The organism is Telluria sp. BA11 (assembly GCF_056680305.1).
Genome location: NZ_CM155275.1, coordinates 1,272,090 through 1,286,920, shown reverse-complemented (window position 1 = coordinate 1,286,920; position 14,831 = coordinate 1,272,090). Strand labels below are relative to the sequence as shown.

The following is a 14,831-nucleotide window of genomic DNA, read 5'->3' as shown; positions in this document are numbered from 1 at the left end:
TGCTGCGCTGCGCTCATTCGTAGCGCAGGCAATCCACCGGTAGCAGCCGTGAAGCGCGCCGGGCCGGATAAAAGCCGAAGAACACGCCCACCGCCGTGGCAAACCCGCACGCCACCATCACCGCGCTGATGGTGAGATAGACCTCAAAGTCCGCAAACTTCGTGATCAGCGCCGCGCCGCCGGCGGCAATGGCAATGCCGACCAGGCCACCGGCCAGGCAGATCACCACCGCCTCGGCCAGAAACTGCATCAGCACGTCGTTGGGCCGCGCGCCGATGGCCATGCGGATGCCGATTTCGCGCGTGCGCTCGGTCACCGACACCAGCATGATGTTCATGATGCCGATCCCGCCGACCAGCAGCGAGATCGCGCCGATGAGCCCAAGCAGCAGCGCCACGCCGGCCGTGATCTTGTTGGCCGTCTCGGCGATGGTATTGAGGTTCTGCACCCGGAAGTCGTCGGGATCGTCGACGCGGATCCGGTGCCGGCTGCGGATGACTTCCTTGATGTCCTCGATGGCATCCGCCATCGCCACCCCGGGCCGCCCCTGCGCATTGATGTAATGGACGTTCTGCGGAAACGGCGACTTGACCAGGTTCGCGCTGGCCGCCGTGATCGGCACGAGGATCTGTTCGGCCAGGTCGGTGCCATCGGTCTGGCGGCCTTCACCGGCCAGCACGCCCACCACCTGGAACGCGACGTTCTCGATGCGCAGGAACTGGCCAAGCGGGTCGGCGCGGTAAAAGAACTGGTCCGCCACCTTCTGGCCGATCACCACCAGGCGCGCGCTGGCGCGCACGTCGCTTTCGCTGAACAGTGTGCCCTGATCGACTTTCCAGTTACGGATCGTGAACATCGCCGGCGTCACGCCCATGACCATGCTGCTGGCGTTCTCGTTGCCGGCGGTGACCTTGAAGCTGCCCTGCAGCGCCGGCGCGGCGCCGGTCAGGCTGGGCAGCGCATTGAGTGCTTCGGCATCGCCCTGCGTCAGCACCGCGACCTTGCCTTCACGGGCGCGCTGGGCGGCCGTGCGGTCACCCCCCGGCATCACGTAGACCATATTCGTGCCCAGCATCTGCAATTGCTTGCCGATGAAGCGCTGCATGCTGTCGCCCAGTGCCAGCAGCAGCACGACCGACGCGATGCCGATCACGATGCCCAGCATCGTCAGGGCGGTGCGCAGCCGGTTGGCCGCCATCGAACGGAACGACTCGATCAGGACCTGGACCAGGTTCATCGCGCGACTCCCGCCTGGCTGTTCGCCAGTTGCAGGCCTTCTGCCGCCGGGCCATCGTACAGCACGCGGCCATCCTTCAGGCGCACCAGGCGCCGGCTGTAGGCAGCGACGTCGGGTTCGTGCGTCACCAGCACGATCGTGATGCCGCGCTCGCGGTTCAGGGTGCCGAAGCTGGTCATGATGTCGTTGCTCGTGTGGGTATCGAGGTTGCCGGTGGGTTCATCGGCCAGCAGCAGCGGCGGATCGGTCACCAGTGCGCGTGCGATTGCCACGCGCTGCTGCTGGCCGCCCGACAGTTGGCTTGGCGTGCGTTTGGCAAACTCGCCCAGGCCCACGCGCTCGAGTTCCTGCACCGCGCGCGCCTGCGCCTTGGTGCGGCCCATGCCGCCATAGATCAGGGGCAGTGCGACGTTCTCCGCCACGCTCATGCGCTTGATGAGATTGAAGCTCTGGAATACGAAGCCGATCGTGCGGTTGCGGATGTCGGCCAGTTCGGCGCGCCCGAGCGTGCGCGTGTCGACGCCATTGAGCAGGTAGGTGCCGCCGGTCGCCTGGTCCAGGCAACCGAGGATATTCATCAGTGTCGATTTGCCCGAACCCGACTGGCCCATGACCGAGACGAAGTCGCCGTGCTCCACGCGCAGGTCGACGCCATGCAGCACCGGGGTTTCGACCGCGCCGCTCAGGTAGGTCTTGACCACGCCGCGGATGTCGATCAGCGGCCCGGTCATGGATTGTCCGGCGTGGCCAGCGAGCGGGTGACGACGCGGTCGCCCGGTTTCAGGTCGCCCGACACGACTTCGGTATAGCGGAAGTTCGACAGACCGGCGCGGATGTCGACGGGCTGCGGCCGGTTCATCGCGTCGAGCTTGTAAATCTTGAACATGCGCGTGGTGTCGCTCGCGTTGCGAAACGCGATGTCGTCGTCCTTGACGGGTGCAGGCGTGGCCGCAACAGCGCCCGGTTTGGCATCCTTGTTGCGCTTGCGCTCGGCCTCCTGTTCTTCTTCGGATAGCCGGAAACGCAGCGCGGTGGTCGGGATGCGCAGCACGTCCGGGCGGTTCGCCACCACCAGCCGCACCTGCGCCGTCATGCCGGGCTTGAGCAGTTCGTCGACGTTGTCGACGTCGAGCACCACGTTGTACGTCACGACGTTCTGCACGACGTTCGGCGCGAGGCGGAACTGGCGCATGGTGGCGGCAAATTCACGGTCGGGGTAGGCATCGACGACAAAGCGCGCCGGCAGGCCGTCCTTGAGCTGGCCGACGTCGGCTTCGGAGACGCTGGTATCGATCTGCATCTTGGTCAGGTCTTGCGCAATCTGGAACAGGTTCGGCGTGTTGAACGACGCCGCCAGGGTCTGGCCCAGGTCGATCGTCCGCTTGATGACCACGCCGTCGATCGGCGAGCGGATCACGCTGTTGTTCAGGTCCGCCCTGGCGCGGTCGTGCTGTGCCTGCGCCAGCGTCAGGTTGGCCTGCGCGACCTGCATCTCGCGCTTGGACTGGTCGAGCGCGAGGCCGGACAGGAAGTTCTGCGCCACCAGCTGCTCGTTGCGCTCGAGCGTGGCCTGGGCCAGGCGCAGGCTGGCGCGCGCCGACGCGATGTTGGCTTCGGCTTGGCGCACCTGCGCATTGAAGATGGTCGGCTCAAGCTTGAGCAGCACCTGGCCTTTTTTGACGCGGTCGTTGAAGTCGGCATTCAGTTCGGCCACGGTGCCCGACACCTGCGAGCCGACATTGATCAGCGCGACCGGATTAATGGTGCCGGTGGCGGTTACGGTCTGGTTGATGGCGCCGCGGTCGACGACGGTGCTGCGGTATTGGGATGGTGGTACGGCGTCGTCCTTGCGCTTCACCACGGCAACGGCGACGGCGACAGCGGCGAGGACGGCAACGGCGATGACAACGCGCTTCCTGGTGAAGATGTTCATTGTATGTATGCCAGATAAATACCAAGTAAAGGCCGAGTTTGATGCACCGGTGCGCGAATGGCAATGCATGGCGCATTGGCATGCCTGAATTTGGCGGCGAAGGCCCCCCAATTTTGGAAAAAGGGCGCCGCCGATCCGCTAGAATGGCGTATTCCTTTTTTACCGAAGCATCATGACTCAAGACGAACTGAAACAAGCCGTAGCGCGCGCCGCCATCGATTACGTGGTCGAGGGTGAAATCATCGGTGTGGGCACCGGCTCGACCGCCAACTTCTTCATCGACGAACTGGCAAAGATCAAGGACCGCATCAAGGGCACGGTCGCGTCGTCCGAAGCCACGGCAAGCCGCCTGCGCGGTCACGGCATCCCTGTGTTCGACCTGAACGACGTCGAATCGATGGCGGTCTACATCGACGGCGCCGACGAAATCAACGCGCAGGGCGCGATGATCAAGGGCGGCGGCGCGGCGCTCACGCGCGAAAAGATCGTCGCGTCGGTGGCAAAGAAATTCGTCTGCATCGCCGATGGCTCCAAGCTGGTCGAGACGCTCGGCGCATTCGCGCTGCCGGTCGAAGTGATCCCGATGGCGCGCGCGTCGGTGATGCGCCAGCTGGCGGCACTGGGTGGCCAGCCGAAGCTGCGCCTCAAGGCCGGTACCGATCAGGCCTTCATCACCGACAACGGCGGTGAGCTGATCGATGTGGCAGGTCTGAAGATTACCGATCCGGTGGCGCTCGAAGAGAAAATCAACCAGATCGTCGGCGTGATCGCCGTTGGCCTGTTCGCCAAAGCCGGCGCCGATGTCTGCCTGCTCGGCACGGCGGACGGCGTCAAGACCCTGTCGCTGTAACCGGAAACCCGACCATGAATCGTGCGCTGCTGCTGTCCGCTTCTTTGCTCGCTGCCTTGCTGGCGGGTTGCTCTGTCTTTGGCAGTTCGATCGATTTGTCCGAGCCTGCCGTTGTAGCGCCGGCGGCGTCGACCGACGTGACAGCGATCCAGCGCACGCCGTTCAAGGTCGGGGAATCGTCGCACACGGTCGAGAAGCTGGCCAAGGCGCAGGCCTGCACCAGCACGCAGGGCGCGGGGCTGGTGACCGAGCCGGGGCCGATCGAGGTCTATCGGATGCAGTGCCAGAATGGCCAGGTATTCATGGCGCGCTGCGAGCTGCGCCAGTGCAAAAAGATGTAATGGTTTGATTGAACCCGCAGCCATAAAACGTCATTCCCGCGAAGGCGGGAATCCAAGTCCTATGCGTGCCAGTCCGATCAAACGAAGCGGGTACGCTGGAAAACTTGGATTCCCGCCTGCGCGGGAAGGACGGTTTTTAGTGCAGTGGTTGAATGCGGGCGTGTGCTGTTTGGCTTACACCGGTGGCGGCACGTAGCCCATCGCCTGGTCGGCGCCTTCGCCGAAGAAGTGCTTCTCCAGCTGCGTTGCCAGGTATTTGCGCGCGCGGTCGTCGGCCAGGTTCAGGCGGTTTTCGTTGATCAGCATGGTCTGGTGCTTGAGCCATGCCTGCCAGGCTTCTTTCGACACCTGCAGGTACAGCTTCTTGCCCATCTCGCCGGGGACCGGTGGGTAGTCCAGGCCTTCGGCTTCCTTGTTCAGTTTGATGCAGTGGACGGTGCGGGCCATCGAGTACTCCTGTTATTCGTTCGGTGATTCGGTCATGTAAGACGCGTATTATAAAGTCTTGATCAAGACCTGTGAGCGGCGCTGCCAGTTGTACATGTGCTGCCGGTCTTTCGGCAGGTCGTCCACGGTCGCAGGCACGAAGCCGCGCTTCTTGAACCAGTGCGACGTGCGCGTGGTCAGCACGAACAGCTTGGTGAGGCCAGCCGCGCGGGCGCGGTTTTCCATGTGCTTGAGGATGCGCTCACCGTCGCCCTGCGTCTGCGCATCCTGGCTCACGGTCAGGCAGGCCATCTCGCCCATCTTCGATTCGGGGAACGGATACAGCGCCGCGCAGCCGAAGATCACGCCATCGTGGTCGATGACCGAGAACTGGTCGATCTCGCGTTCGATCAGCTCGCGGCCGCGATACACCAGCGTGCCATCGGCTTCGAGTGGTTCGATGAGCTTGATAATTCCGCCAACGTCCTCAATTGTGGCCTGACGCAGGCTTTCGAGGTTTTCGTGGCTGATCATGGTGCCCACGCCATCGTGCGTGAAGACCTCGAGCAGCGCCGAGCCGTCCATCTCGAACGGAATGATGTGGGCGCGATCGACGCCGGCGTTGCAGGCCTTGATCGCATGCTCCATGTAGAACGCGGCCGAGTCGGACAGGAAACCCGCCTGCAGCACGGCTTCGGCCATGTGCGACGACAGCTCGCGGATCTCGGTGCCAGCCGCGTCGACGATCATCGGCGTTTCGGTAATGAAGATCAGCTTGTCGGCGTGCAGTGCGATCGCGGCCGACGCAGCGACATCTTCCAGCGTCAGGTTGAAGATTTCGCCGGTGGGCGAGAACCCCAGCGGCGAGAGCAGCACCAGGTTGTCTTCGGTCTGCAGGATCGGGTGGATTTTTTCGGCGGCGATTTTGCGCGTGACGCCCGTGAGTTCGAAGTCGACGCCGTCGATCACGCCAAGCGGGCGGGCGACGACGAAGTTGCCGGAGACGATGCTGATCTGGGCGTTGGACATCGGCGTGTTGGGCAGGCCCTGGCTGAAGGCGGCTTCGATATCGAGGCGCAGTTCGCCGGCGGCTTCTTTCGCGCATTCGAGGGCGGCAGTGTCGGTGACGCGCACGCCGTTGTGAAAGCGCCCCTCGACGTTACGCAGATCGAGCTGTTCGGCCACCTGCGGACGCGAGCCGTGCACCAGCACGATCCGGATGCCCAGGCCAACCAGCAGTGACAAGTCCTGCGCCAGTACCGGTAGCGCGCCGGCAGCAACGAGCTCGCCGGGGAAGGCGACCACGAAGGTCTTGCCGCCGAATGCGTGAATGTACGGCGCGACCGAGCGCAGCCACTGGACGAATTGGGTAGGAGTTTCCATTTGCCGCATTATAATTCGCTGCGCGATGTGCGCACCAAAACCTTGTAAAAATCAATGTCTGAACAGAGTAACAAGCCTTCGCAACGACCGGCGCGCGCCGTAGACGCCACTTCGACCACCACGGCGGCCCCTGCATCTGCCCAACCACGTCCACGCCGCGCGCGTGGCGAGGGGCAGCCACGCCAGGAGCGGCCGCCCCGCGAGGATGTCCCGCGCGAGCGCAATCCGCTGCCACCGATTACCTTCCCCGAAGACTTGCCGGTCTCGGGCCGGCGCGCCGAAATCGCCAAGGCGATCCAGGAAAATCAGGTGGTCATCGTCTCGGGCGAAACCGGTTCGGGCAAGACCACCCAGCTGCCGAAGATCTGCCTGGAACTGGGCCGCGGCAGCAAGGGCCTGATCGGCCACACGCAGCCTCGCCGGATCGCCGCGTCGTCCACCGCCAAGCGCATCGCGCAGGAGCTTGGCACGCCGCTGGGCGAGCACGTGGGCTTCAAGGTGCGCTTCAACGACACGCTGCAAAAGGGCGCGTCGGTCAAGCTGATGACCGACGGTATCCTGCTGGCCGAGACGCAGACCGATCCGCTGCTGCGCAACTACGACACGATCATCATCGACGAGGCGCACGAGCGCAGCCTGAACATCGACTTCTTGCTCGGCTACCTGAAGCAGCTGATGCCGCGCCGGCCCGACCTGAAGATCATCATCACGTCGGCGACGATCGACGCCGAGCGCTTTGCGCGCCACTTCGGCAAGGGCGATGGCGCCGACCTGAAACCGGCGCCGGTGATCGAGGTGTCGGGCCGTCTGTACGCGGTCGAGGTGCGTTATCGCGCCGTCGATCGTGATCCGGTCGTGGGCGTCAATGTACCCAAGCCTGGCGAGACACCAAATCTGGCCCCGAAGGCGCAAGCCGCGCGCGACAAGCGTGACCTGATGGACGCCGTGGTCGATGGCGTCGACGAAGTGTGCCGCCTGGGGCAGGGCGATGTGCTCGTGTTCCTGCCGGGCGAGCGCGAAATCCGCGATTGTGCCGAGGCGCTGCGCAAGCACCATCCGCCGCATGTCGAGATCCTGCCGCTGTTCGCGCGCCTGTCGGTCGAGGAGCAGGATCGCGTGTTCCGCACGACGAATGCGCGCCGCATCGTGTTGTCGACCAACGTGGCCGAGACGTCGCTGACCGTGCCTGGCATCCGCTATGTCGTCGACACGGGCCTGGCGCGCGTGAAGCGCTACAGCTTCAGGAACAAGGTCGAGCAGTTGCAGGTCGAGCCGATCGCGCAGTCGGCCGCCAACCAGCGCGCCGGCCGTTGCGGCCGCGTGGCCGATGGTGTCTGCATCCGCCTGTTCGAAGAAGACGATTTCCTCAAGCGCCCCAAGTTTACCGAGCCCGAAATCCTGCGCTCGTCGCTGGCCGCCGTCATCCTGCGCATGAAGGCGCTGCGCCTGACGGACGTGGAGACGTTCCCGTTCATCGAGGCGCCGCAGGGCCGCGCGATCGCCGACGGCTACCAGCTGCTGCAAGAGGTTGGTGCGGTCGACGACACCAATGAACTGACACCGCTGGGCCGCAAGCTGGCCAAGCTGCCGCTCGACCCGCGCGTGGGCCGCATGATCCTCGCGGCGCTCGACAACGGCTGCCTGACCGAGATGCTGATCGTGGCCTCGGCCCTGTCGACGCAGGACCCGCGCGACCGTCCCATCGAGTACCAGCAGCAGGCCGACGAGAAGCACAAGAAATTCGCCGACGAGCGCTCGGAATTCCTCAGCTACCTGAAGATATGGGCCTGGTTCGAAGACGCGATCGAGCACAAGAAAACCAATCGCCAGTTGCAGGAAAACTGCCGCGCCAACTTCCTGTCGCAGGTGCGCCTGCGCGAGTGGCGCGATGTGCATTCACAGCTGTTGACCATCGTGCGCGAGCAGGGCTGGCGCCTGAACGAGTCGCCGGCGACCTACGAACAGCTGCACATCTCGCTGCTCACGGGCCTGCTTGGCAATATCGGCTTCAAGGCCGAGGACGAGCAGGCCGGTATCTACCTGGGCGCACGCGGCATCAAGTTCCACATCTGGCCCGGCTCGACGCTGGGCAAGAAAGCAGGGCGCTGGATCATGGCGGCCGAACTGGTCGAAACCACGCGCCTGTATGCGCGCACGATCGCGCAGATCCAGCCGGAGTGGGTCGAGAAGGTCGGCGCGCACCTGCTGAAAAAATCCTGGGGCGAGCCGCGCTGGGAGAAAAAGCAGGCGCAGGTCACGGCGCTCGAACGCGCGACACTGCACGGCATCGTCATCTACGGCGCGCGCCGCATCAACTACGGCCAGCGCAATCCAACCGAGGCGCGCGAGATCTTCATCCGCGACGCGCTGGTCGCGGGCGACTATGAAACGCGCCTGCCGTTCTATATCCACAACCACAAGCTGGTGAAGGACATCGAGAACCTCGAGCACAAGTCGCGCCGCCAGGACGTGCTGGTGGACGACCAGCTGATCGCGGCCTTCTACGACAGCGAGATCCCGCGCGACATCGTCAATGGTGCCGGCTTCGAGAAGTGGTACAAGGACGTCGCGCGCGAGAATCCGAAGCTGCTGTACCTGAACCGCGAAGAACTGATGCGGCACGAAGCGGCCGGCATCACCACCGAATTGTTCCCGAAGACGATGACCGTCACCGGCATCGAGATGGGGCTGTCGTACCACTTCGAGCCGGGCAGCGTGCGCGATGGCGTGACGCTGGCCGTGCCGCTGTTCGCACTGAACCAGATCCCGCAAGAGCGGGCGGCGTGGCTGGTGCCGGGCATGATCAAGGAAAAGGTGCACCTGCTGCTCAAGTCGCTGCCGCAAAAGCTGCGCCGTCACTGCGTGCCGCTGCCGGACTATGCGGCCAAGTTCGTCGAGCGCATCCACGCGGCCGGCACGTTCGGACGGGGCGACCTGATCGACGTGCTGATCGCCGACGTGCGCGCGCAGACCGGCACGCTGGTGCTGACGGCCGACTTCAAGATCGAGACGCTGCCGGCGCACATGTTCATGAACTTCAAGGTGATCGACGAGCACAGTCGCCAACTGGACATGGGCCGCAACCTGGCCACGCTGCAGGCAGAACTGGGCGGGCAGGCGCGCGAGAGTTTCCAGAAGATGGCCGAGTCGGCGCCGGCGTCAAGCGGCTCGCTCGCGCGGCTGGCGCGCCCTGGTGCAGTCGGTTCCGGCGCAGCTGCTACTGCTGCCGCTGCACCCGCCGCGGCGCCGACGGCCAAGGGCAAGGGCGCCCAGCCGGCCGCGCCGGCGGTGGCATCTGCAAAAGGTGCGTCGACCAGCAGCCAGCACACGGGCCTGACCGCGTGGACGTTCGGCGACTTGCCCGAGCTCCTGGAAATCAACCAGGGCAAGCTGACGCTGATCGGCTTCCCGGCGCTGGTCGACAAGATCACGCACTGCGACCTGGAAGTGTTCGACGACCCGAACGTGGCGGCGCGCACGCACCGCGTGGGCCTGCGCCGCCTGTTCGCGCTGCAGTTCAAGGAGCAGCTCAAGTTCGCCGAGAAGAACATCCCCGGTCTGCAGGGCATGGGCATGCAGTTCATGAGCCTGGGTTCGCAGGAAGATTTGCGCGACCAGATCGTGGCCAAGGCGATCGACATCGCGTGCCTGCAGGATCCGCTGCCGCTCAATGCGGCGCAGTTCAACGCGCGCCGTGATCAGGGCAAGGGCCGCATTGGCCTGTTGATCAACGAGGTGGCGCGCCTGGCGGGCCAGGTGCTGGCCGAATTCCACGGCATGCCCAAGCGCGTGCAAACGCTGCCGCAGGCAGTGTCTGCCGACATCATGGGGCAGTTGCAGGCGCTCGTGCACAAGCGCTTCATCGCGGACAACGAGTACAGCCAGCTGGCGCACTTCCCGCGCTATCTGAAGGGAATCAATGTGCGGCTGGAGAAGCTGCGTGGCAATCCGACGCGCGACGCGCAGCTGATGGCGGAGTGGCAGTCGGCGGCGGCGCAGTTCCAGCGCACGCTCAAGAACATGGGGGCGAAGAACAACGATCCGCGCATGATCGAGTTCCGCTGGATGCTGGAAGAACTGCGGGTGTCGCTGTTCGCGCAGGAGTTGAGAACGCCGATGCCGGTGTCGGCCAAGCGTTTGCAGAAGGTGTGGGAGTCGATGCAGCGGTAAGGGCAGTGATGGCTGACGGCTTGGTTGATAGCCTAGCGCCAGCCATTGTAAAGTCGCCGTACGATCAGCCGATATTGCTGCCCCGGATCCGGCTCAGATCATCGTCGTCGCCCAGATTGCCTGCGCGTGGATCCAGGCTCGCGCCCGAGCTCTGATTGAGCGACGAGTCGCTCATGCTGCTGCCCGATCCGGCCACGCTGGCGGAACCGGCCGACCCTGCGCCCATGCTCGAACCCATGCTCGAGCCCATTGCGCCGCCGGCATACGTGCTGCTGCCGGTGGCCGCGCCGCCCATGCCAGCCGTCGGGACGCCTGGTCCCATGGACGGTGCGCCTGCGCGCTGCGGGTCGGTGCCATAGAAATCATGAACGTCGCCGGCCCAGGTGGTGTCGGCCATGTCGGGCCACGCGTCCTTGTCGAAACCAGGCGCGGATTTGAGGCGGTCTTTTTCGACGCCCAGCACGAAACGCTTGTTCACCGTATCGAGGTGCAGCGCCTGCCATGGCACGGCGAACAGTTTCTCTCCCATGCCCAAGAAGCCGCCAAAGGCCAGCACGGCGTAAGCAACCTGGCCGGTCTGCATGTCGAGCATGATTTCCTTGATCTCGCCAAGGTCTTCTTCGCTGGCATTGACAACATTTTCGCCAATCAAGGTGTCAGCCCCCATCAGCGATGGTCCCGGACCTGCGATGGAGCTGTCCTTGTACATGCCATATTTGTCGCGATCTGCGTAGCCCATATGTTCCTCCATGTGACGTTGTGAACAGTGCCCGCGGCCAACCCGATCTGGACCAGCCGTCGCCCTGTCATGCCATGGTAGGACGCTATTGGATTGGGGCGCGCGCGCCAGCGCTTTGGGCCGATGCATTCTCTGGCGACGGCAAAATGCAACAAACAATACTAATGCGTTGCGGAAATACTATTTTTACCGGTTTGCCCTGGAACGATCAGCTACATTGATGGATCGACAGGAATACGTTAATGGCAACTCTCATCCCATCACTCAGCGCCTGCACGGCGCGCATGACCTCTGGTGAACGGCGCTTCGCTGTGCGCCTCGAAGACAAACTCGAAGATGACTACCTGTGCTGGTATGACGTGAGCATCGGCGCGCGCAACCAGCATCCCGACTTCATCGTGTTTCATCCTGCGCGCGGCTTGCTGGTGCTGGAAGTAAAAGACTGGCGTCTCGGCACCCTGGTCAGTATCGACAAGCAGCACGCCGTGATCGTCACCGATGCCGGCACCAGGCAGGTCTTGAATCCGCTGGAGCAGGCGCGCCAGTATCTGTACGCCGTCACCAACAAGCTGGAAGGTGATCCGATGCTGATCTGGCCATCGGGTAGCTTGAAAGGAAAGTTTTTCTTTCCCTATGGTTGTGGGGTCGTGCTGAGCAATATCACGCGCAAGCAATTTGACGATGGTGCGTTGGGCGAGGTTCTTCCGGCGCACCTCGTTATTTGCCAGGACGAGATGACTGAGAGTGTGGACGACGAAGCGTTTCAGGCACGGTTATGGGGCATGTTCCCCATCAAGTTCAAGATGAAGCTGTCGTTGCCGCAGATTGACCGTGTGCGCTGGCATATGTTTCCTGAAGTGCGTATTGGCGTTCAGGCAGATGCGTGCGAAGAACACGGCCAGATCAGTACGGAAATCCCCGACCTCATCCGTGTCATGGACCTGCAGCAAGAGCAGCTAGCGCGCAGCCTGGGTGAAGGGCATCGCGTGATTCACGGCGTGGCGGGTTCCGGCAAAACGCTGATCCTCGGTTATCGCGCCGAGCACCTCGCAAAGCTGAGCCAGCGGCCGATTGCGATCCTTTGCTACAACAAGACCCTCGCAGCCAAGCTGGCCGCCATGATTGAGCAAAAAGGGCTGGGCGATAAAATCGTGGCCATCAATTTCCACGCGTGGTGCATGCGCCAGCTTGACACCTATCACGTCGACAAGCCCGCCAGGACAGCCGATCTGGATGCTTATTTCGAGGCGTGCATCGATAGCGTGATCCGGGGCGTGGACAGCAATCTGATTCCCCGGGGGCAGTACGACGCCGTACTGATCGATGAGGGACATGACTTCAAACCGGCCTGGTTCAAGCTGATCGTTCAAATGGTCAATCCTGAAACCAAATCGCTGCTGGTCTTGTACGACGATGCACAGTCGATTTATCACACGGCAAAGAAGCTCAAATTCTCGTTCTCGAGTGTCGGCGTACAGGCGGCAGGGCGCACCACCATCCTGAAACTCAATTATCGGAACACGGCCGAAATCCTGGCGGTGGCGCGCGCCTTTGCCGCCGAACTGCTCACCGCACACAATACCGAGGATGATGAAGCGCCCACGGTCCAGCCGATGAGCACGGGCCGGCATGGTCCGAAACCGATTCTGGTGCAACTACCGAGTCTGCAGAAAGAAGCCGAATACCTGGCCGATAAACTCGCTGCGGCCAGCAAGACCGGCACGCCATGGGGCGAGATGGCGTTGATCTATCGGCGTTATGGTGTCGGTAAAGTGCTGGCAGAAGTGCTGCAGCGCCGCGACATTCCGTTTCAGTGGCAGCAGGCAAAAGGCGCGGCATATTCGCCGGTACACGACAGCGTCAAACTGATCACCATGCACAGCAGCAAGGGGCTGGAGTTTTCACTGGTCGGCATTCCCGGCCTTGGCGCCGAGTTGAAAGAAGAGGACAGCGTCGAGGACGAGGCGCGCCTGCTGTATGTGGCGATGACCCGCGCCACGCATGAGCTGGTAATGACCTGCGATGGCATCACACCCCATACGGACAAGCTCAAACGCGCAATGACGGTGCTGGAAACAATGTAAGTGTTGCGTAGTCGCACGGCCATGGAGCGGCCTGATGCCAGCAGGTAAGACTATGCGAACCAGCGTACAGAAGAGCCAAGCGGCAATGGTTAATCTGCAAAGCAATACTTTGGAGAACAATCATGACCGTCACCTCACGCTGCAACAACGCGGGGCCGCTGGGCCGCCGGATCCCGACCCGCCCGTTCGCGGCGTTGCTGGTGCGTCTGCTGCGTCGCCGCTGAGCACGCAGCGTTGATGGTCCACCCGGCAATGCCGGGCGGGCATGCTAGTAGGCGCTTACGGCTGCCCGCCGCCACCTGCCACGCCATACACATGGCCGGTGGTGTAGCTCGACTCATCCGACGCCAGCGTGACGTAGGTCGCCGCCAGTTCGGCTGGCTGGCCTGGACGCTTCATCGGCGTGTCTTCCCCGAACTTCGCGCGGCCCTCCGGTGAATTGCCGCCCGCCAGTTGCAGCGGTGTCCACACCGGCCCTGGTGCGACTGCATTGACCCTTGGATTCAACCGGTCGATGCAACAAGTTTGCTGAATCGTTCAGCGGGTGTCTGGTATTCTAAAGTCTTCCTTGGCCGTTCGTTCAATTTGCGAGCTACTTCGTTAAGTTGGGCCTGCGAGTACGCGGAGATATCGATGCCTTTTGGGAAATACTGGCGTAATAGTCCGTTGGTATTTTCATTGCTACCACGCTGCCAAGGGCTGTGTGGATCGCAGAAGTAGACATCGATATCAGTGGCCATGGTAAAACGCTTGTGGTCAGCCATTTCCTTGCCCCGGTCCCAAGTCAGTGATTGATAAAGCTCTCGGGGTAACTGACGGGCGTTATCAATCAATGCGCTGATGACTGTTTCTGTATCTTTGCTTGCGACTTTTACTAGCATCACGTAACGAGTGTGGCGTTCGACAAGGGTAGCGATCTGGCTATTTCTGTCTCCGAACACTAGGTCTCCTTCCCAATGTCCTGGTACAGCGCGATCCTCCACTATGGCAGGTCGTTCGCTGATCGATACCGTATCTTTGATCCTGCCGTGATTTTCTTTCTTTTGCGTATGATGACGCGATCGGCGCATGGCCCGGGTTCGCCGAAGATGCTCAAGTAGCTCCTTTTTCAGCGCACCACGGGCCTGAATGAAGAGGCTGCGATAAATCGTTTCATGCGACACCTGGTAATCCTCGCTGCCTGAAAACGTATGCTTGAGCCACCCAGCAATTTGCTCAGGCGACCACTGTAATTGGAGTTTGCTTGTTACGATATTTGCCAACTCAGGGTTGGTCACCAGTTTGCAGCACTTAGGACGATGGGCTCGCTTCCAAGCAGCCGCGTCTGCACAGCCAGCTCGATAGCTCGTCTGGCCACCATTGCGACTGATCTCACGGCTAATAGTGGACGGTGCTCGTCCAAGTGCTTGAGCAATCTGACGGATCGATTGACCAGTAGCTAGCGAGCGTGATATTTCTTCCCGCTCGGCCAAGGTTAATGCCAGTCTTGATCGGTGTCTTTCTGCGGGCCGAATGCCACCAGACTCGGCAAGAATTCGCTGTATAGACGAGTGGTTTCGATCGAACAGCTGGGCAATTTGCTGGAGCGATTCCCCCTTTTTCCAGTGCTCCCACATCAACGCCTTCTGGGCATCCGTATAATAAATCCTTGCTCTCTGCTTCATCCGT

At 62.5% G+C, this 14,831-nt stretch carries 11 protein-coding genes and 1 pseudogene; 4 read left to right on the top strand and 8 right to left on the bottom strand.

Features of this window, described 5'->3' with window-relative positions:
• Positions 1-13: 13 nt before the first annotated feature.
• From AC1MGT_RS05615 to AC1MGT_RS05605, 3 genes are read right to left on the bottom strand one after another with little or no spacing between them, the layout of a single operon-like run.
• Complete coding sequence (locus AC1MGT_RS05615; protein ID WP_499503353.1) at positions 14-1,237, bottom strand: ABC transporter permease; 1,224 nt, start codon at positions 1,235-1,237, stop codon at positions 14-16.
• Entirely contained in the window at positions 1,234-1,968 is a 735-nt protein-coding gene (locus AC1MGT_RS05610; RefSeq protein ID WP_499503352.1) for an ABC transporter ATP-binding protein, read from the bottom strand. The genes AC1MGT_RS05615 and AC1MGT_RS05610 overlap by 4 nt, the downstream gene beginning before the upstream one ends.
• On the bottom strand, positions 1,965-3,170 hold the full coding sequence (locus tag AC1MGT_RS05605) for an efflux RND transporter periplasmic adaptor subunit (RefSeq protein ID WP_499503350.1): 1,206 nt from the start codon (positions 3,168-3,170) through the stop codon (positions 1,965-1,967). Before AC1MGT_RS05605 ends, AC1MGT_RS05610 begins: the two co-directional genes overlap by 4 nt.
• Before the next feature lie 172 nt (positions 3,171-3,342).
• Between AC1MGT_RS05605 and rpiA the strand changes: the two genes are divergently transcribed.
• Together rpiA and AC1MGT_RS05595 are read left to right on the top strand one after the other, a co-directional pair.
• On the top strand, positions 3,343-4,020 hold the full coding sequence (gene rpiA / locus AC1MGT_RS05600) for a ribose-5-phosphate isomerase RpiA (protein WP_332531414.1): 678 nt from the start codon (positions 3,343-3,345) through the stop codon (positions 4,018-4,020).
• A gap of 14 nt (positions 4,021-4,034) precedes the next feature.
• The gene (locus AC1MGT_RS05595; protein WP_499503349.1) at positions 4,035-4,361 is read left to right on the top strand and encodes a hypothetical protein; all 327 of its coding nucleotides are present in this window, start codon (positions 4,035-4,037) and stop codon (positions 4,359-4,361) included.
• A gap of 174 nt (positions 4,362-4,535) precedes the next feature.
• Here AC1MGT_RS05595 and AC1MGT_RS05590 read toward each other — a convergent pair whose 3' ends face one another.
• Both AC1MGT_RS05590 and argA read right to left on the bottom strand, forming a co-directional pair.
• Positions 4,536-4,808 carry an oxidative damage protection protein gene (locus tag AC1MGT_RS05590; RefSeq protein ID WP_183555634.1) on the bottom strand — a complete coding sequence of 91 codons (273 nt, stop codon included), beginning with the start codon at positions 4,806-4,808 and terminating at the stop codon, positions 4,536-4,538.
• Between the two features lie 48 nt (positions 4,809-4,856).
• Complete coding sequence (gene argA / locus AC1MGT_RS05585) at positions 4,857-6,170, bottom strand: amino-acid N-acetyltransferase (RefSeq protein WP_183555633.1); 1,314 nt, start codon at positions 6,168-6,170, stop codon at positions 4,857-4,859.
• Positions 6,171-6,224: 54 nt separating this feature from the next.
• Here argA and hrpA point away from each other — a divergent pair, with 54 nt between their 5' ends.
• Positions 6,225-10,340 (top strand): ATP-dependent RNA helicase HrpA, encoded by a 4,116-nt coding sequence (gene hrpA / locus AC1MGT_RS05580; RefSeq protein ID WP_499503348.1) that lies wholly within the window; start codon positions 6,225-6,227, stop codon positions 10,338-10,340.
• Between the two features lie 64 nt (positions 10,341-10,404).
• Here hrpA and AC1MGT_RS05575 read toward each other — a convergent pair whose 3' ends face one another.
• Positions 10,405-11,079, bottom strand: coding sequence for a PRC-barrel domain-containing protein (locus AC1MGT_RS05575; protein WP_499503347.1), 675 nt, complete (start codon positions 11,077-11,079; stop codon positions 10,405-10,407).
• Between the two features lie 242 nt (positions 11,080-11,321).
• On the opposite strand from AC1MGT_RS05575, the gene AC1MGT_RS05570 reads away from it, so the two are divergent.
• On the top strand, positions 11,322-13,163 hold the full coding sequence (locus AC1MGT_RS05570) for a DEAD/DEAH box helicase (RefSeq protein ID WP_499503346.1): 1,842 nt from the start codon (positions 11,322-11,324) through the stop codon (positions 13,161-13,163).
• Between the two features lie 279 nt (positions 13,164-13,442).
• On the opposite strand, the pseudogene AC1MGT_RS05565 reads toward AC1MGT_RS05570, so the two are convergent.
• Positions 13,443-13,661, bottom strand: a pseudogene (locus AC1MGT_RS05565) (SDR family oxidoreductase); the annotation flags it as partial.
• Positions 13,662-13,666: 5 nt separating this feature from the next.
• Positions 13,667-14,827, bottom strand: coding sequence for an IS30 family transposase (locus AC1MGT_RS05560; protein ID WP_499501889.1), 1,161 nt, complete (start codon positions 14,825-14,827; stop codon positions 13,667-13,669).
• Positions 14,828-14,831 lie beyond the last annotated feature (4 nt).